Source organism: Microvirga subterranea (genome assembly GCF_003350535.1).
Lineage (GTDB): Bacteria > Pseudomonadota > Alphaproteobacteria > Rhizobiales > Beijerinckiaceae > Microvirga > Microvirga subterranea.
The window spans coordinates 1-18,257 of record NZ_QQBB01000015.1; the positions used below are offsets into that span (position 1 = coordinate 1).

The 18,257-nt window shown below is 65.9% G+C and carries 14 protein-coding genes and 1 pseudogene; 4 read left to right on the top strand and 11 right to left on the bottom strand.

Features of this window, described 5'->3' with window-relative positions:
* Together DES45_RS22565 and DES45_RS22570 are read right to left on the bottom strand one after the other, a co-directional pair.
* Nucleotides 1-200 (bottom strand): annotated as a pseudogene (locus DES45_RS22565) (outer membrane protein); the annotation flags it as partial.
* 301 nt (nucleotides 201-501) lie between these two features.
* Nucleotides 502-1,200: an alpha/beta fold hydrolase gene (locus tag DES45_RS22570; RefSeq protein ID WP_114772861.1), complete on the bottom strand. Its 699-nt coding sequence runs from the start codon at nucleotides 1,198-1,200 to the stop codon at nucleotides 502-504.
* 165 nt (nucleotides 1,201-1,365) lie between these two features.
* Here DES45_RS22570 and DES45_RS22575 point away from each other — a divergent pair, with 165 nt between their 5' ends.
* Nucleotides 1,366-2,799, top strand: a complete 1,434-nt coding sequence (locus DES45_RS22575; protein WP_114772863.1) for a DEAD/DEAH box helicase — start codon at nucleotides 1,366-1,368, stop codon at nucleotides 2,797-2,799.
* A gap of 119 nt (nucleotides 2,800-2,918) precedes the next feature.
* Here the strand turns inward: DES45_RS22575 and DES45_RS22580 are convergent, their stop codons facing one another.
* Together DES45_RS22580 and DES45_RS22585 are read right to left on the bottom strand one after the other, a co-directional pair.
* Entirely contained in the window at nucleotides 2,919-3,308 is a 390-nt protein-coding gene (locus DES45_RS22580) for a TfoX/Sxy family protein (RefSeq protein ID WP_114772865.1), read from the bottom strand.
* Nucleotides 3,309-3,311: 3 nt separating this feature from the next.
* Entirely contained in the window at nucleotides 3,312-3,692 is a 381-nt protein-coding gene (locus DES45_RS22585) for a HesB/IscA family protein (protein ID WP_114772867.1), read from the bottom strand.
* 184 nt (nucleotides 3,693-3,876) lie between these two features.
* Here DES45_RS22585 and ybaL point away from each other — a divergent pair, with 184 nt between their 5' ends.
* Nucleotides 3,877-5,691, top strand: coding sequence for a YbaL family putative K(+) efflux transporter (gene ybaL, locus DES45_RS22590; protein ID WP_114772870.1), 1,815 nt, complete (start codon nucleotides 3,877-3,879; stop codon nucleotides 5,689-5,691).
* A gap of 36 nt (nucleotides 5,692-5,727) precedes the next feature.
* Here ybaL and DES45_RS22595 read toward each other — a convergent pair whose 3' ends face one another.
* The 6 genes from DES45_RS22595 to DES45_RS22620 all read right to left on the bottom strand — a co-directional run bounded on the left by DES45_RS22595 (nucleotide 5,728) and on the right by DES45_RS22620 (nucleotide 12,351).
* Nucleotides 5,728-6,024, bottom strand: coding sequence for an SUF system Fe-S cluster assembly protein (locus DES45_RS22595; RefSeq protein WP_245571848.1), 297 nt, complete (start codon nucleotides 6,022-6,024; stop codon nucleotides 5,728-5,730).
* Between the two features lie 99 nt (nucleotides 6,025-6,123).
* Nucleotides 6,124-7,359 carry a cysteine desulfurase gene (locus DES45_RS22600; RefSeq protein WP_114772872.1) on the bottom strand — a complete coding sequence of 412 codons (1,236 nt, stop codon included), beginning with the start codon at nucleotides 7,357-7,359 and terminating at the stop codon, nucleotides 6,124-6,126.
* A 90-nt stretch (nucleotides 7,360-7,449) separates the two neighbouring features.
* Complete coding sequence (gene sufD / locus DES45_RS22605) at nucleotides 7,450-8,763, bottom strand: Fe-S cluster assembly protein SufD (protein ID WP_114772874.1); 1,314 nt, start codon at nucleotides 8,761-8,763, stop codon at nucleotides 7,450-7,452.
* Nucleotide 8,764: 1 nt separating this feature from the next.
* Nucleotides 8,765-9,517 (bottom strand): Fe-S cluster assembly ATPase SufC, encoded by a 753-nt coding sequence (sufC, locus tag DES45_RS22610; protein ID WP_114772876.1) that lies wholly within the window; start codon nucleotides 9,515-9,517, stop codon nucleotides 8,765-8,767.
* A gap of 119 nt (nucleotides 9,518-9,636) precedes the next feature.
* Nucleotides 9,637-11,109 (bottom strand): Fe-S cluster assembly protein SufB, encoded by a 1,473-nt coding sequence (gene sufB, locus DES45_RS22615; RefSeq protein WP_114772878.1) that lies wholly within the window; start codon nucleotides 11,107-11,109, stop codon nucleotides 9,637-9,639.
* Between the two features lie 69 nt (nucleotides 11,110-11,178).
* Nucleotides 11,179-12,351 carry a cysteine desulfurase family protein gene (locus DES45_RS22620; RefSeq protein WP_114772880.1) on the bottom strand — a complete coding sequence of 391 codons (1,173 nt, stop codon included), beginning with the start codon at nucleotides 12,349-12,351 and terminating at the stop codon, nucleotides 11,179-11,181.
* A gap of 229 nt (nucleotides 12,352-12,580) precedes the next feature.
* Between DES45_RS22620 and DES45_RS22625 the strand changes: the two genes are divergently transcribed.
* Both DES45_RS22625 and tyrS read left to right on the top strand, forming a co-directional pair.
* Nucleotides 12,581-13,240 (top strand): alpha/beta hydrolase, encoded by a 660-nt coding sequence (locus tag DES45_RS22625; RefSeq protein WP_114772882.1) that lies wholly within the window; start codon nucleotides 12,581-12,583, stop codon nucleotides 13,238-13,240.
* Between the two features lie 161 nt (nucleotides 13,241-13,401).
* Nucleotides 13,402-14,664: a tyrosine--tRNA ligase gene (gene tyrS, locus DES45_RS22630; RefSeq protein ID WP_114772884.1), complete on the top strand. Its 1,263-nt coding sequence runs from the start codon at nucleotides 13,402-13,404 to the stop codon at nucleotides 14,662-14,664.
* Between the two features lie 110 nt (nucleotides 14,665-14,774).
* On the opposite strand, the gene DES45_RS22635 is transcribed toward tyrS, so the two are convergent.
* Nucleotides 14,775-18,245, bottom strand: coding sequence for a YhdP family protein (locus DES45_RS22635; protein WP_114772886.1), 3,471 nt, complete (start codon nucleotides 18,243-18,245; stop codon nucleotides 14,775-14,777).
* Between the last annotated feature and the right edge of the window lie 12 nt (nucleotides 18,246-18,257).

An 18,257-nucleotide genomic window follows, 5' to 3' on the forward strand; every position in this document is an offset into this window, starting at 1 on the left:
GTCGGGTCGTAGTAGCGGTCATCGCTGTTGGTGTTCCAGCCGTAGCCGGCGTTCACACCCACATAGAAACCCGTCCAGGTGAAAACCGGAACAGCAGCAATGATCGGAGCCGGAGCGGCGCGGCGGGAAGGAAGGTCGGCGGCCATCGCCGTGGCGGTCAGGCCGAGAAGAGCAACCGAAGAGAGGAGAATCTTTTTCACTGTTTTGGTCCGTTAGTTCGTGGGATCCGGCATCGCTATTAGCCCATGGCTGCCGGCACGTCTGTCACTTTTGTGCAACAACCCTTTCGAGAAGCTTAGCGCAGCGGCAGCCAAGGTGAGAAAACGCACATTCCGCAGCGCCAGCGAACAGCTCAAGCGGTGAGATCGCTACGAAGTTTTCGCGAATTGGCTTTTATTATCAATTGCTTGCGTTGCAACGAAGGAAATTTGCACGCCTCGTCCTGAACGCTAACGGTTGGTTGACCATATCCACAGCAGAGGAATTTTTACCAGGCTTCGGTCAGTCGTGATCGAGCCACAGTCGCAGGGCGTGCGTCACCGGTTCGGGCTGCTCGAGGCTGGACAGATGTCCCGAGTCGGGAATCACGACCAGCGAGGACCACTCGATCATCTCCGCCATCTCGCGCGCGACGGCGGGTGGGGTGATCGCATCCCCCTCCCCGACCAGAACCAGGGTCGGGATCTCGATGCCGGGGAGGATGGGCCGGGAATCGGGGCGCGCCAAGATCGCGCGCTGCTGGCGGATATACGCGTCCTTCCCCACCTCCCGCATCATGCCGGCCACAACCTCCCGGAGAGCTTGATCGCTTTGGCGGTCCGGATGGACGAGGCGTGGCCAGAGCCTGGAGATGATGTCGTCGAACCGGCCGGCCTCGGCTAGGGCGATCATTCTCTCCCGGTCCGAACGGGCCTCGGGCGTGTCCGGCCGGGCGCTCGTATCGAGAAGCGCGAGCCGCTCCACCCGCTCTGGCGCCTGTCGCATGACCTCCATGGCGACGTAGCCGCCCATGGACAGGCCCGCCAGCGCAAAGCGGCCGGGCACCTCCCGGAGGATCCGCGCCGCGATTTCGGGCAGCGAATCGTCACGGGTGTGATCCGCCACGACGATTCGCTGCCTTGGGGAAAGCGCCTCGATTTGCGCATCGTAGAGCCGGGGTGTATTGGCAAGCCCCGGGATCAAAACAAGTGTTTCGGCCATCGAGCCTTTTCCTTTGGATTGACAAGCCTTGCGCTTGTCCTATGGTCCCGCCGCACAATCAGCTTGAGTAAAGTCCTCAGGTGAAACCAGTCTTGCGCCTGTTTGTTGCCGTATCGAGCGGCCGGCACTGAAGAGCGCGCCCAGCCCTCAACGGTAAAATCATTCATGTCGTTCGCCGAACTCGGACTTAGCGATAAAGTTCAACAGGCCGTCTCAGCAGCCGGCTACACCGATCCGACGCCGATCCAGGCGCAAGCCATCCCGCACGTGCTCGCGCGGCGAGACGTGCTGGGCATCGCCCAGACAGGCACCGGCAAGACGGCGGCCTTCACCCTCCCGATGCTCACTATGCTTGAGACCGGCCGGGCCCGGGCGCGCATGCCCCGGACCCTCATCCTCGAGCCGACCCGGGAGCTGGCCGCCCAGGTCCAGGACAATTTCGACAAGTACGGCGTCAACCACAGGCTCTCGGTGGCCCTGCTGATCGGCGGCGTCTCCTTTGGGGACCAGGACGCCAAGATCACCCGCGGCGTTGACGTGCTCATCGCGACCCCTGGTCGCCTGCTGGACCATTTCGAGCGCGGCAAGCTCCTCCTGAGCGGCGTCGAGCTCCTCGTCATCGACGAAGCGGACCGCATGCTCGACATGGGCTTCATCCCGGACATCGAGCGTATCGTGAAGCTCGTGCCCTTCACGCGCCAGACCCTGTTCTTCTCGGCCACCATGCCGCCGGAGATCCAGCGGCTGGCGGACGCCTTCCTGCACAATCCGGTCAAGGTCGAGGTCGCCCGCGCGGCGTCCACGGCCGCCACGATTACGCAGCGGCTCGTGGCGACGGGCTCCGAGGATTACGAGAAGCGCGAAACTCTGCGCGAGCTGATCCGCGGCGCCACGGACCTGCAGAACGCCATCGTGTTCTGCAACCGCAAGCGCGACGTCGCCATCCTCCACCGCTCCCTGCAGAAGCACGGCTTCGGCGCCGTGGCCCTGCACGGGGACATGGACCAGCATGCCCGCATGGCGGCTCTCGACAGCTTCCGCACCGGTGAGATGCCGATCCTGGTGGCGAGCGACGTTGCGGCCCGTGGCCTCGACATTCCGGCCGTCAGCCACGTCTTCAACTACGACACCCCGCATCACGCCGAGGATTACGTCCACCGCATCGGCCGGACGGGCCGCGCCGGCCGCACCGGCTATTCCTTCACGCTGGTCGGTCCGGGGGACGAGAAGTCCCTGGCGGCTATCGAGAAGCTGATCGGCCAGTCGATCGAGTGGGAAGGACCGAGCCTGGCCGAGAGGCCGGCCTCAGAACGACCCTCGCGCCGGCGCGGACGCGGCGACGAGCGCCCATCCCGCGGACGCAAGGGCGGTCGTTCCCACGCCGAGAAGCGTCCCGAGCGGGAGGAGGAGGCCATCGCTGCTCCCCGCGAGGAGCTGCCGCCTCGCGCCCCCCGCCCGGAGCGGGACCGGAGACCGGCCAGGACAACCCAAGGAAACCGCGGCCGTCACGATCACGATTCCGAGCCGCCGGTCGTCGGCCTCGGCGACCACGTGCCGGCCTTCCTGCTGCGTCCGGTTTCGATCAAGAAAGCGAAATAGCCGGCCTAGAGCATCGTGCAGAAAAGTGGATCCGGTTTTCCGCCCGAACGATGCTCTGACCTAGAGAGGAAGCATCGGATTGGCTCCAAAAGTGCAAGTCGACTTTCGGGTCCAATGCTTTAGCCGGCTTCCCGGGCACGGTGGGGCGGCACGGTCGTGCCGCCTTTTTTCTTGGGGTTGTTCCTCGGCGCGGTCTTGGAGCGCCGCGCTGCCGCCAAGGCAAGCCGCGCGAGATCGGCGGCCTCATCGGGATCGTCGAGGGCCGATTCCGGCATGAGCCAATAGCTCATGATCGTAACGCGCCCGTCCCGGGTGGTATAGGCGAATGGCCGGGACCCGCGGTCCCGGAACGTATCCTGGCTGCTCTGGTCGGCCTTGAGGTAGAGCTCGCCGCCGGCCTCCAGCGCGAACATCATGCCGTCCCGATAGACACCCTGCCCGCCGAACATCCGGCGAATCTGCACCGGGCCGATCCCCTGGAAGATGTCGCGGATCGACTCGGCGTCCATGTGTCAGTGGGCGCCCTGCAGGTGCTCAGGCGTGGCCGGGGTGATGGCGACGGACTCGCCGCAGCCGCAGGCCGAGGTCTGGTTCGGGTTGTTGAACACGAACTGGGACGTCATCTTGGTGGTCTGGAAGTCCATTTCCGTTCCCAGAAGGAACAGGACGGCCTTGGGGTCGATCAGGACGGTGACGCCCTTGTCCTCGACCACTTCGTCGAGCGGGTTCACGCTCTCGGCATATTCCATCGTATAGGACATGCCGGCGCAGCCGCCGTTCTTGACGCCGACGCGCACGCCGACGATCGGCCGTTCGGCCTTGGCGATGATCTGCTTGACGCGGTCGGCGGCCGCATCGGTCAAGGTGACGACCTTGAATCCGGAAAGCTTCATGAAAATTCTCTCCTGACGGCCGGGTTCAAGGCCCGGGCAGAACGAGTGCGTTGTTCCTCCTAAGATAGGAGATCCAAGTCGGAACGTCGAGATTTATGGCAGAAAATGACACTGCTCAGGTTGACGATCTTGGCCGTTTTCTCGATCTAGAAGACTGATCCCCCCGACATTTCAAGAAGAGCAGATGCCACACCACGCGCCGCTGATCTCAACCATCGTCGTCGGTCTGGTCCTGGCATTCGCTCTCGGCGCCCTGGCGCATCGTCTCCGCATCTCTCCCCTCGTCGGCTACCTCCTGGCCGGTGTGTTCGTGGGCCCCTTCACGCCCGGCTACGTGGCCGACCAACAGCTCGCGAACCAGCTGGCAGAGATCGGCGTGATCCTTCTGATGTTCGGCGTCGGCCTCCATTTCTCCCTCAAGGACCTGATGTCCGTGCGGGCCATCGCAGTGCCGGGCGCAATCGTGCAGATCGCCAGCGCCACGGCCCTCGGCACGGGCTTGGCGTGGCTCATGGGCTGGACGATCGCCGCCGGCGTGGTCTTCGGCCTGGCCCTGTCGGTCGCCAGTACGGTCGTGCTGCTGCGGGCCCTGCAGGAGCGCCGTCTCGTGGAGACCGAGCGCGGCCATATCGCCGTAGGCTGGCTGATCGTCGAGGACCTGGCCATGGTCCTGACCCTGGTCCTGCTCCCGGCCGTCGCCAACGCCATGGCCAACGGAACGGCGGATTCCTCCTCCATCTGGCTTTCGCTCGGCCTGACGCTGGGCAAGGTCAGCGCCTTCGTGGCCATCATGCTGATCATAGGCCGGCGGGTGATCCCCTGGATCCTCCATTTCGTAGCCCATACCGGGTCCCGCGAGCTCTTTCGCCTTTCGGTGCTGGCGATCTCGCTCGGCGTCGCCTTCGGGGCGGCCGAGTTGTTCGGCGTCTCCTTCGCGCTCGGAGCCTTCTTCGCCGGGATGGTCCTGAGCGAGTCGGAGCTCAGCCATCGGGCGGCCTCCGAGACCCTGCCGCTCCGCGACGCCTTCGCGGTCCTGTTCTTCGTGTCGGTCGGCATGCTGTTTGACCCGACCATCCTCTACCGCGACTTCGGGCCCGTCCTCGCCACCTTCCTGATCATCGTCGTCGGGAAGTCGTTGGCGGCGCTGGCCATCGTGCTCCTGTTCCGGCACCCGAAGGCCACGGCCCTGACCATCGCGGCGAGCCTCGCCCAGATCGGCGAGTTCTCGTTCATCCTGGCAGGTCTCGGGGTCGATCTCGGCATGCTGCCGGAACGTGGCCGCGACCTCATTCTCGCAGGCGCCATCCTGTCGATCCTGGTCAACCCGTTCCTGTTCGCCCTCCTCGATCAGTGGTTCGCCAAGAAGGATGCCAAGCGGGACGCCGCGAAGGCCGCCGAGGACGCTGCGGAGGCGCAAGCCGCCGCAGCCAGGGAATCGACTCGCGAGCCCCTGCCCGTCACGGCTCTCGTCGATCACGTGGTCCTCGTCGGCCACGGTCGCGTCGGCGGCTTCATCAGCAGCAGGCTTCTCTCCTCGAACACGCCACTGCTCGTGATCGAGGCCAACGAGGACAAGGTCCCGGGCCTGCGAAAGGAAGGCGTCGAGGTCATCACCGGGAACGCAGCAAATCCGGAAGTGGCGGCCGCCGCCAATATCGCCGCTGCCCGCTGCCTGCTGGTCGCCATCCCGAATGCCTTCGAGGGAAGCCAGGTGGTCGAGCAGGCCCGCGCCCTCAACCCGGACCTGCCGATCATCGCCCGCGCGCACTCCGATGCCGAAAAGGACCATTTGTTCAAATACGGCGCCTCTAGCGTGGTCCTGGGAGAGCAGGAGATCGCCCGCGCCATGGTGATGGGCATCCCGGAGATGCCGCGCGAGCCGATCCTGTCCTCCGTTGAGGACGCGGACGCAACCCCGGACGGGGCTGCGGCCGTCGACGGGACCTCGATTCTGCCACAGGCCGGACAACAAAAAGGCCGGGCTGAGGACCCGGCCTGAAACGCATCGTGACGATCCGATAGGAGTGCGCTCGCCCTACCACATGTCGAGGGCGACGCGCGCCTCGTCCGACATGCGGCTCTGATCCCATGGCGGATCGAAGACCATGTTGACCTTGACGCCCTGCACGCCTTGGACGGTGGCGACGGCATTCTCGACCCATCCGGGCATCTCGCCCGCCACCGGGCAACCCGGCGCCGTCAGGGTCATGTCGATGTTGACGTTCCGGTCGTCGTCGATGTCCACCCGGTAGATGAGGCCGAGCTCGTAGATGTCGGCCGGGATCTCCGGGTCATAGACGGTCTTGAGCGCCGCGATGATGTCGTCCGTCATGCGGTCGAGCTCTTCGGGAGGAATCGCCGAGCCGGGCGAAACCTGCAGCGCATTGGGCGCGTCGTTGATCGGGTTTGCGGCGTTCACAGGTCTCAATCCTTAAGAAAACAGGGCTTCGGCCTTCTGCAGGGCGTCCGCCAGCTTATCGACTTCGTCCATAGTGTTGTAGAGGCCAAACGACGCCCGGCAGGTCGAGGTCGCCCCGAAGCGCTCCAGGAGCGGCATGGCGCAGTGGGTGCCCGCCCGCACCGCGACGCCCTGCCGATCGATGATCGTGGCGACGTCGTGGGCATGGGCGCCCTTCATCTCGAAGGCCAGAATCGCGCCTTTGCCCTTCGCCCGGCCGATGATCCGGACCGAGTTCATAGCCCCCAGCCGCTCGTGGGCATAGGCCGAGAGGGCCGATTCGTGGGACCGGATGTTCTCGCGGCCGAGCTCCATCATGAAGCGCAGGGCCGCGTCCAGGCCGATCGCCTCGAGGATCGCCGGCGTGCCGGCCTCAAAGCGGTGCGGCGGGTCGTTGTAGGTGATGGCGTCCTGGCGGACCTCACGGATCATCTCGCCGCCGCCCTGGTAGGGCGGCATCCTGGCGAGAAGCTCGCGCTTACCGTAGAGCACGCCGATCCCGGTCGGCCCATAGACCTTGTGGCCCGTGAACACGTAGAAGTCGGCGTCGAGATCGCGCACGTCCACGTCCAGATGGACCGCCCCTTGGGCCCCATCCACCAGAACCGGCACGCCATGGGCGTGGGCGATGCGGATGATGTCCTTCATGGGTGTTACAGTGCCGAGCACGTTCGACATGTGCGTGATCGCGACGATCTTGGTGCGCGGCGAAAGCAGCTTCTCGAACTCGTCTAGGAGGAAGTTGCCCTCGTCGTCCACCGGCGCCCAGCGGATCACGGCACCCTTGCGCTCGCGCAGGAAGTGCCAAGGTACGATGTTGGAGTGGTGCTCCATGATCGAGAGAATGATCTCGTCACCCTCCCCGATCGCCATGCGGCCGAAGGAATCCGCCACGAGGTTGTAGGCCTCGGTCGCCGACTTGGTGAACACGATCTCGTCCACCGACTCGGCGTTGAGGAACTGCCGCGCCGTCTCCCGGGCCCGCTCGAAGCCCTCGGTCGCCACGTTCGCCATGTAGTGCAGGCCGCGGTGGACGTTCGCGTAGCTCGTCTCCATGGCGTTGACCATGGCGTCGATCACCGCGCGCGGCTTCTGGGCCGAGGCGGCGTTGTCGAGATAGACCAGCGGCTTCCCGTAGACCTGTTGCGACAGGATCGGGAATTCCTTGCGGATCGCGTCGACGTCGTAGGGTGTGAACGGTGCGTTCATCTGCAACACTTCCTTTCCAACGTCGGTCCGGCTCGTGCCGGCGCAAAGACGTGGATGGCCGGGACGAGCCCGGCCATGACGAAGCGAGGGTTACGCCCTCGCCCGCAGCCAGTCCTCCACCACGGCGACCAACGCGTCGTGCAGGTCCTGGTCCTCGACGAACTCGATGGCCTCGCCCAGGAACGCCTGGACCATGAGGCTCTCGGCTTCTTTCCGCGGAATGCCGCGGGCCATGAGGTAGAACAGCAGGTCCTCGTCGAGCTGCCCGCAGGTCGCCCCGTGGGCGCACTGCACGTCGTCGGCGAAGATCTCGAGTTCGGGCTTGTTGTTCATCGCGCCGCCCTCCGACAGGAGGATGGCCGCAGACATCATGCGCCCGTCGGTCTTCTGGGCGTGATGCGGGACGATGATCTTGCCCTGGAATACCCCGGTCGACTCGCCGTCGATCACGGTCTTGAACAGCTCGCGGCTCTCGCAGTGCGGCGCCGCGTGCTCGACCACGAGGGTCGAATCCGCGTGCTGGCCGCCCTTGATCATCGTGGCGCCGTTGATGCGCGCCTTGGTGTTCTCACCGTCAAGGATCGCGAAGACCTGATGACGGGAGGTGGCGGCGCCGGTCACGAGGTTGAAGCTGAAGAACTCGGCCTCCGCGCCAACCTTGGCGTTGAGCGTCGAGAGGGCCAGAGCCTTGTCGCCTTCAGCATTGAGGCGGATGTGACGGACGTTCGAGCGGTCGCCGGCGATCATCTCCAGCACGTCGTTGGGCTGGTGGTTCGCGCCGTTCGGGCTTTCATGGCTCTCGATCAGCGTCACGGCCGCCTCGTCCTCGACGAGGACCAGGATGCGGGTCGCAGTCGCGACGGCGGAGTTCGCCGACGTCACGAAGCGCAGGTGCACCGGCGTCTCGACCTTGCCCACCACGCGCAGCATGACGCCGTCGGCCATGAAGGTGGTGTTGAGCTGGTAGACCGGGTTCTGGCGCGCCCATTCGACCGGGCTGAGCTTCGCGAGCCAATCGTGGCCGTTGGCGAGCGCCTCGGCCAGAGGGACGATCTCGATCCCTTCCGGGAGGTTGTGGAAGTCGACCGCGTCACGCACGAAGTGGCCGTTGACGAACGGCACCTCGAGCGCCTGCGTGCCCTTCAGCGCCTTGGCGGCCTGAAGCGCCGCCTTGGCGTCGTCGGCGGACGGCATGCCCGCGAACGGCGCCGCCTCGCGCAGCAGGGCGCGCAGGTCCGTGTACTTGAACTCCTCGACCCGACGATGCGGCAGGCCGTTCCGGGTGAACAGCTCGAAGGCCTCGGCGCGCGACTCCACGTTGCCCGGCAACGTGGTCTTCGCGGACTCGTAGGCCTGCGCCAGCGCGGTTTCCGCCGGCGTCTTCATGAGGGTGACGTCGGCCATGTTACGCGGCCTCGCTTTCCCGGTAGTCGGCATAGCCATTGGCCTCGAGCTCGAGGGCGAGCTCCTTGCCGCCGGACTTCACGATGCGGCCTGCCGACATCACGTGCACGGTGTCCGGCACGATGTGGTTGAGCAGTCGCTGGTAGTGCGTGATGACCAGGAACGAGCGGTCCGGCGAGCGGAGCGCGTTGACGCCCTCGGACACGATGCGCAGGGCGTCGATGTCGAGGCCGGAATCGGTCTCGTCGAGGATGCAGAAGGTCGGCTGGAGCAGCGCCATCTGGAGGATCTCCATGCGCTTCTTCTCGCCGCCGGAGAAGCCGACGTTCAGGGCGCGCTTGAGCATGTCCTTCGGGATCTCGAGCTGGGTCGCAGCCGCGTTCACGCGCTTGATGAAGTCCGGCGTAGTCAGCTCGTCCTCGCCGCGGGCCTTGCGCTGGGCGTTCAGAGCCGCCTTCAGGAAGGTCATCGAGGCGACGCCGGGGATCTCCAGTGGATACTGGAAGGCCAGGAAGATGCCGGCGGCGGCTCGCGCATCCGGCTCCATCTCCAGCACGTTCTGGCCGTCAAGCAGGATCTCGCCGTCGAGGACTTCGTAGTCCTCCTTCCCGGCGATCACGTAGGAGAGGGTCGACTTGCCCGACCCGTTCGGCCCCATGATGGCGGCAACCTCGCCGTTGTTCACGGTGAGGTTCAGGCCGTTGAGAATGCGCTTGTCCTCGATCTGGACCACGAGGTTCTTGATTTCGAGCATGATGAATATCCACTCATGTTATCCCGGACGGCGCAGCCGATCCGGGATCGTCATTCGAATTGAACTGGTTGTCGCGATCCCGGCTCTGCGCTGCGTTGCGGCCGGGATGACGCGGTTGGTTAGCCGACCGAGCCTTCCAGCGAGATCGAGATCAGCTTCTGGGCCTCGACCGCGAACTCCATGGGGAGCTGCTGCAGCACGTCCTTCACGAAGCCGTTCACGATCAGCGCCGTGGCTTCCTCTTCCGAGAGGCCGCGCTGCTGGCAGTAGAACATCTGATCTTCCGAGATCTTCGAGGTTGTCGCCTCGTGCTCGAACACGGCCGTCGCGTTCTTCGACTCGATGTAGGGCACCGTGTGGGCGCCGCATTCGTTGCCGATCAGGAGCGAGTCGCAGTTCGTGAAGTTGCGGGCGCCGGTCGCCTTGCGGTGCGCCGAGACGAGACCGCGATACGTGTTGTCCGACTTGCCCGCCGCGATGCCCTTCGAGATGATCCGGCTCGTGGTGTTCTTGCCGAGATGGATCATCTTGGTGCCGGAATCGACCTGCTGCTTCCCGTTCGAGACGGCGATCGAGTAAAACTCGCCGCGCGAGTTGTCGCCGCGCAGGATGCAGGACGGGTACTTCCAGGTGATGGCGGAGCCGGTCTCGACCTGGGTCCAGGTGATGACCGAGTTCTTACCCCGGCAATCGCCCCGCTTCGTCACGAAGTTGTAGATGCCGCCGCGTCCTTCCGAGTCGCCCGGGTACCAGTTCTGGACCGTGGAGTATTTGATTTCGGCATCATCCAGGGCGATCAGCTCGACCACCGCCGCGTGGAGCTGGTTCTCGTCGCGCTTCGGGGCCGTGCAGCCCTCGAGATACGAAACATAGGAACCCTTGTCGGCGATGATGAGCGTACGCTCGAACTGGCCGGTGTTCTTCTCGTTGATGCGGAAGTAAGTCGACAGCTCCATCGGGCAGCGGACGCCCGGCGGGATGTAGACGAAGGACCCGTCGGTGAAGACGGCCGAGTTCAGGGTCGCGAAGAAGTTGTCCGTGACCGGCACGACCGACCCGAGATACTGCTTCACGAGGTCCGGATATTCCCGGATGGCCTCGGAGATCGGCATGAAGATCACGCCGGCCTTCTTCAGCTCCTCCTTGAAGGTCGTGGCGACCGAGACGGAATCGAACACCGCATCCACGGCGACCCGGTTCTGGGGCTCGACGCCAGCCAGGATCTCCTGCTCGCGCAGCGGGATGCCGAGCTTCTCGTAGGTCTTGAGAATCTCCGGATCCACCTCGTCGAGGGACTTCGGCGCCGGGTTCTTCTTCGGCGCGGCATAGTAGTAGATGTCGTTGTAATCGACCTTGTCGTACGACACGCGCGCCCAGTTCGGCTCCCGCATGGTCAGCCAACGCTTATAGGCGTCGAGGCGCCACTGGAGCATCCATTCCGGCTCGCCCTTCTTGGCCGAGATGAAGCGGATCACGTCCTCGGAGAGGCCTTTCGGCGCCTTCTCCATCTCGACTTCGGTCTCGAAGCCGTACTTATACTGGTCGACATCGATCGATCGGACCTGATCGATGGTCTCCTGCACTGCAGGCATCTGTCTCTCCCACCGCTCACGGCTTCAAGGGCCGCGGGTTGATGACATGGAAACGCAAGCGGGACCGTCTCAGGCCGCGCTTGCCTTCCGCTTATATAGGGATCCAACCACCTTTTCGCACGCCCCCGCGAAGCGGATCACGTCTTCTTTTGTGGTCTTCCACCCCAAACTGACACGCATGGCGCCCTCGGCGAGGGCCGGCTCGACCCCCATGGCGTCGAGCACATGCGAGCGCCTGACCTTTCCGGACGAGCAAGCCGAACCGGACGACAGGGCGATTCCTTCGAGATCGAAGGCGATGAGGGCCGTCTCGGCCTTCAGGCCGGGTATGGCAAAGGCGAGCGTGTTAGGCAACCGCTCAGCTTGGCCGCCGAACACCACCGCCTCCGGGGCGATCCGGCGCAGATGCGCCTCGGCCTCGTCGCGAAGCTCACGCAGGCGGGCGGTTTCCTCGTCGAGGCTCGCGAGGGCGATCTCGGCCGCGGCTCCGAAGCCGGCGATGGCCGCCACGTTCTCGGTGCCGGCCCGGTAGTTCTTCTCTTGCCCGCCGCCGCGGATCAGCCGCTCGACGATCTCGATCTGGTCGGTGGCGAGGATCACGGCGCCGATTCCCTTCGGGCCGCCGATCTTGTGGGCCGAGAGGGTCAGCACGTCGACCCCGAGCCCGGCCATGTCGAGCGGAACCTTGCCGGCGGCCTGAACGGCATCCGTATGGACGAGGCCGCCGTGCTCGCGGACGAGGCGCGCGATCTCCGCGACCGGCTGGACCACCCCGGTCTCGTTGTTGGCAAGCTGGACCGAGACCAGGACCGGTCCTTGGCCCTCGGTCGCGAGCCTTTCCTTCAGCCAAGCCTGGTCCACGACGCCTTGCCCGTCCACCGGGATGGTTTCCACGGCCTCGGCCGGGAAGCGGTGGCCGCCGAGGCCGCAGGGATGCTCGGCAGCGCCGATCAGGAGCCGCGAGGCGCCAGGCTGCCCGAGGCGGCGCAGGGATGGGCTGAGGACGAAATTGCTTGCCTCGGTCCCGCCGCTGGTGAAGATGACGTTCTTGGCCTTGGCGCCGGCAAGGCGCGCCACCTTCTCCCGGGCGCGCTCGATTTCCGCCCGGGCCGCCCGCCCCTCCGCATGGACCGAGGAGGCGTTGCCGGGAAGCTCGAGGGCGCGCAGCATGGCCTCCGCCGCCTCGGGCCGGATGGGCGCCGTGGCGTTGTAATCCAAATAGCTGCGCTGGCCTGCCGCCATGTCTTCGCCTTGATCCTCACGAAAACCTTGCAATCGCCCCTGGTTGCCGTGCTAAAGCACCACAACCACATTACGTCGTGTCGCGCTCGACCGGCCGGTTCCGGCTGGCCGCGCTCACCTGGACGACTTTAGAATTATTCTAAAGTCTGGTTTTTGAGAGATCCAGCCCTGAAAGTCAAGGCGTCTGGATTTCCCTCTCCTTGGGAGAGGTCGTGAAGGGGTTCGCTTTATGCCTGAAGTCGTCTTTATGGGTCCTGCTGGCCGCATCGAAGGGCGCTACCAGCCCGCCAAGCAGAAGGGCGCTCCGATCGCCATCGTGCTGCACCCGCACCCGCAGTTCGGCGGCACGATGAACAACCAGATCGTCTACAACCTGTACTACGACTTCGTGAACCGGGGCTTCTCGGTCCTGCGCTTCAACTTCCGCGGCGTCGGCCGCAGCCAGGGCGCCTTCGACCACGGCCAGGGCGAGCTCTCTGACGCGGCCGCCGCCCTCGATTGGGTCCAGTCCATTAACCCGGACGCCCGCGCCTGCTGGATCGCCGGCGTGTCTTTCGGCGCCTGGATCGGCATGCAGCTCCTGATGCGCCGCCCGGAGATCGAGGGCTTCATCTCCATCGCCGCCATGGCGAACCGCTACGATTTCTCGTTCCTGGCCCCCTGCCCGTCCTCGGGCCTGTTCGTCCATGGCTCCGAGGACCGGGTCGCCCCGGTCAAGGACGTGGTCAGCGTCATCGAGAAGGTGAAGACCCAGAAGGGCGTGAAGCTCGAGCACGCGGTGATCGAAGGCGCCAACCACTTCTTCGACGGCAAGGTCGACGAGCTGATGGGTGCCGTCGGCCAGTACCTGGACAAGCGCCTGGGCACGAACGACGAAGAGGCGGCGTGAGCCGAACCGGATCACCGAGCAGGTTTTCACGGCAGGCCCACGGCCTGCCGTTTTGCTTTCGGACAGGGCGCTGGCAGGACGAACATGCGATTTCCTCGTGAAATTGTATGGCGAAGCTGTTAAACGCCCCCATTCATCCAAACCGACAGACGAGAGCCGCGATGAACGCGCCACGTTCCGAATTCCTGAAAGTGCTCACCGAGCGGGGCTATATCCACCAGACCTCGGACCTCGAGGGCATCGACGCCGCAGCAGCCGAGGGCCGGCTGACCACCTATGTGGGCTACGACTGCACCGGGCCGTCGCTCCATGTCGGGCATCTTCTGTCGATCATGATGCTGCACTGGCTGCAGAAGACCGGCGCCGGCAAGCCGATCACGCTCATGGGCGGCGGCACCACCCGCGTGGGCGATCCGTCGGGCAAGGACGAGAGCCGCAAGCTCCTCACGGTCGAGCAGATCGAGGCCAACAAGGAGAGCATCAAGGGGGTCTTCTCGCGCTTCATCGGCTTCGGCGAGGGCAAGACCGACGCCATGATGATCGACAACGCCGAGTGGCTGACCAAGCTCAACTACATCGAGTTCCTGCGCGACGTCGGCCGCCACTTCTCGGTCAACCGCATGCTGTCCTTCGACAGCGTGAAGCTGCGCCTCGATCGGGAGCACGAGCTGTCGTTCCTGGAATTCAACTACATGATCCTCCAGGCCTACGACTTCGTAGAGCTGCACAAGCGCTACGGATGCGTGCTGCAGATGGGCGGATCGGACCAGTGGGGCAACATCGTCAACGGGATCGACCTCGGCCGCCGCCTCGGCACCTCCCAGCTCTACGCCCTCACCTGCCCGCTCCTGACCACCGCGTCCGGCGCCAAGATGGGCAAGACCGCCTCGGGCGCCGTCTGGCTTAACCCCGACATGTTGAGCCCCTACGATTACTGGCAGTTCTGGCGCAACACCGAGGATGCCGACGTCGGCCGCTTCCTCCGTCTGTTCACCGTGCTGCCCATGGATGAGGTCGCCCGGCTCGAGGCGCTCCAGGGTGCGGACATCAACGAGGCCAAGAAGGTTCTGGCCACCGAGGCGACGGCCATCCTGCACGGCCGCGAGGCCGCGGAGCTCGCCTCCGAGACGGCGCGCAAGACCTTCGAGCAGGGTGCGCTGGCCGAGAGCCTGCCGACCGTCGAGGTCGCGTCGAGCCAGCTCGAGGAGGGTCTAGGCATCCTCGCCGCCTTCGGGCCCGACTATGCCAAGCTCGTGCCCTCCATGAGCGAGGCCCGGCGCCAGGTGAAGAGCGGCGGCCTCAAGGTGAACGACCAGACCGTCACCGACGACCGCGGCATGCTCAAGCTGTCGGACCTGACGGCGGAAGGCGTGATCAAGCTTTCGTTCGGCAAGAAGAAGCACGTGCTGCTGCGGGCCGTCTGACGCCTCACGCCTGCGTCGTGCCGGGGCCGATCAGGCGCTCCGCACGACGCTCTCCGACCACAAGTCATCGGATCGGCCCAAAGGGGCAGGTCCGCTTTGGGTCCGATGCTCTAACGCTCCGGCACGGTGGGCAGGGATCCGGTCTGCGGCGCCGACGATCCGACCCCGAACAGCCGGCGCAGGAAGCCCGGCGCCACCGCCGAGAGCGGGTTGACGGTCAGGCTCGGGGAGCTGGCATCGCCCGACACGCGGAAATTGACCGCGAACAGGCCCTCGTATTGGCCGCCGCCGAGAAGCGGCCCGAACAGCGGCACCTGGGCGAAGGCGTTGTTCAGGCCGTAGGCCGGCACGAATGTTCCGGCGATGTCCATCCGGTCCCGCGCATAGTCGATGTAGCCGCCTAGCGTGAAGCCGACCTCGTTGCCCCAGATGGCCGCATCCTTGAAGTCGAGGCGCCCGGCGGTGCGGGTGAAGTCCACGCGCGCTTTGGTGAAGGAGATCTCGTTCACGTCCACCCGCATGGTCTGCAGGTTGCCGGCCTTGTCCTGACCGGCGATGACCTGGGTCTGGGTCGGGATGATGCGGCGCAGGGCCGGCTCGTTGTTGAGCGTGAAGGACCGGACGTTCAGAAAGCCCGATTGCGGGCCGTCGCCGGTGGCGAGCTGGAGGATGAGGTCGCCGCCGGTCATCCGCTTGTAGACGTCGAGGAAGCGCAGCAGCGCTCCCGCATCGTCCGCCTGGAGGGTCACGACCGGATTGCCCGCGGGCTGCGGCAGGGTGCGGGCGATGATGTTGGTCGCGCCCAGGCGTCCCTTCATGTCGAGCTGGCGGATGTTGTCCTTGCGCATCGAGGCCTTGATCGACGCATTGGTGATCGCCTCGTCGTTATGTCCGGTGAGGATGTTGAGCGCGAGGTCGAGGTCGAAGTCACGGCTCTGGGCGTCGCGCGCACTGTTGCGTCCCTGCGGGGCCGACGATGTGCTCGCGGCCTTCGTGAATGGCCGCGCATCGCCGACATTGCCGCGCACCGTCACCTTGTAGGCGCCGTTGCTGCGCTCGACCTGCGCCCTCATGTCGTCGCCGGGCGACATCTTGAAGGTCGTCAGATCCGCCTTCTCCAGGCTGCCCTCGTTCGACAGCGACGCCGTCCCGCGCAGCTGCACGGAACCGCTGTCGAGCTGCAGGTCCCTGATCTCGCTCGTCGGTCCGTCGACCAGAACGAAGGAGAGCTTGCCAGGGCGTCCCGCCGGTTTGACCCAGCCGGGAATGAGCTGGTCGACGGACGCCTTGGTCAGGTCGGCCTCCACGCGGATGCCGGACTTGGCTTCCGCACCGAGCGGCACCGTGGCCTTGATCGGCAGCACGCCCGTGAGCTGCGAGCCGAAGGACAGGCCGCGCTTGCTCCGCGCCGCCTCGTCGAGGCTGAAGGAAACGTTGGCCTCGCCCGCATCCCGCGTCTTCTGAACGTCGATCGAGGCCGGCGCGCCGCCGATCTTGCCATCACCCCTGATGGCGAGGCTGCCCTTGTCGTAGGCGATCGCCAGCGTCGCCCCCTCTAGGCGGTCCTTGCCGAAGACCTTGTCGACGCCAAGATCGCTCACCGTACCGCCCACCGTCAGGGGCAGGTCCGCGAAGGCCGGAATGTTGTGAACCGCAAGGCCGATGCCGACCCGGAGATCCGCCTTGCCTTTCATGGTGGCGGGATCGACGTCGAACCCCGCGATCTGCCGAATGAGCGGCTGCTGAAGCAGGGCGCCGAGTCCGTCGGCCCCGCCGGCGAGGCGGAAGCCGATCTTCGCGACGCCGTCGTCCTTCCAGTAATTGTCCAGCACGAAGGTGCCGTCGGAGGCGACAAGCCCATAGCCGTCGGCCATGTCGATCCGGCCGGCCGGGGCGCGAAGCATCACCTTGGTGCCCGTGACGAGCCCGGTCACGTCGACCTGCGTCAGGGGCGGCACCCCTTCGGCGACCGCCAGAACGCCCTTCGAAATGGCGAAATCGATCTTGAGAGACTCGTCGGGCGTAGGACCGCCCGAGACCGCCTTCGCGATGTCGGCGCCCGTCATGGCGACCTTCAGGGCAAAGGAATCGAGCCGGCCGGCCTTCAGGTTGGCGACGAGGTAGCGGCGCACGGGCGGCGCCACCGCCTCGGGCCAGATGCGCAGGGCCGTGCGGATGTCCGTTCCCGCGGCCTTCACGTCGAGATTGAGCCCGTGCGGATCCGCCGATGCGCCAAGCAGGCCGCTGATGTCGGCAGAGAGATTGGGACCGCGCAGGCTGACGGACCGAAGGGTCACGCCGTCCGGGCCGGATAGCTCCGCGCTGAGATCGCTCACCGGAATCGGCCGGTCGCCGTCCGCGGCCCCGCCGAAGACGAGGTCCTTGCCGCGCAGCGAGAGGCGCCAATGATCCGGGCCGGTCTGCGTGACGAGGCGCCCCTGCAGGCGCACATGGGTGTCGCCGCCCTTCAGCTCGAGCCGGTTCAGGTCGAGGGCCTTGTTGGGCTCATCCCAGACCACGTCGATGCTGGACCGTTCCACCCTGAGGGGCGAGGTATCCTTGTCCTCGATCTGGAACGTTCCGGCATCGCTGTCGAGTCGCGCGGTCAGCTGCGTCACGCGCCCGTCCGCGAAGGCGGCATCGACGCGGCCCGAGAATTCAAGATCCGTGGTTGCCGGCAGGGCCGACATTCCTGTCAGCAGCAGGATGTCCTGGATCGGCACCCTGTCGGCCACGAAGCCGGCGCGATAGCTGCGCTCACCCTCGGCCTTCGCGCTGCCATTGAGCTGCCAGACCCCCTGGGGACCGTCGAGGGTCGCTGCGAATTGACGACCTCCGTCCTCGGACCAGTCGAAGCTGGCATCGACCCGGTCGAAGCGGGCCCGCACCTTCTGGTCCGCATCGACGAAGACGAGGCGGGCATTGGTGAGCTGCGCCTGCCCAAGGGAGTTGAGCACGCTCTTCGGGCCGACGACGAGGTCGAACAGTGACCCGACCACGCCGGAGACCTGGGACGGCCCCTGCCCGCTGCGCTGCAGGGAGGCGCCCGCTTCCTGGGACGGGCTCGGCCGGGGCACGGGAGGTGCGGAAGCCGCGGCATCGTCGCCCTCGCCGCTGCCGGGCGAGAAGGTCAGCGAACCGTCGCGGTTGACGAGAACCCGCAGCTGGAGGTCCTGGAACTCGATGGATTTGGGCTGGAGGTTGCCGGTCATGAGCGACAGGCCGTCGACGCTCACCACCGCGTAAGGCGCCCTCAGGACGAGTTCTCCGCCGGGTGCGCGGATGTCGAGGCCGTTGGCCCGCAGGGCCGGGGCGCCGCCCTTGAGCTCGATCGCGGTGTCGCGAAGGGTCACGTTCCATCCCGGTCCGATGCGGGCGGCGAGGCTCTCCGCCACCCGCTCCGGCAGGCGGCCGAAGCTCAGCGGCCCCGCGGAGAGGCGCAGATACAGCAGGCCCAGGGTGAGGCCGACGATCAGAACCAGGCCAAGCTTCACGTAGAGGGCACCACGCAGCGCACGCCTCAACGTGCTTCGCTTCGCCGGGCTTCGCCGGCGGGACTTGGTGCTGATGAGCCGCTTCATTCTTGTGACGTC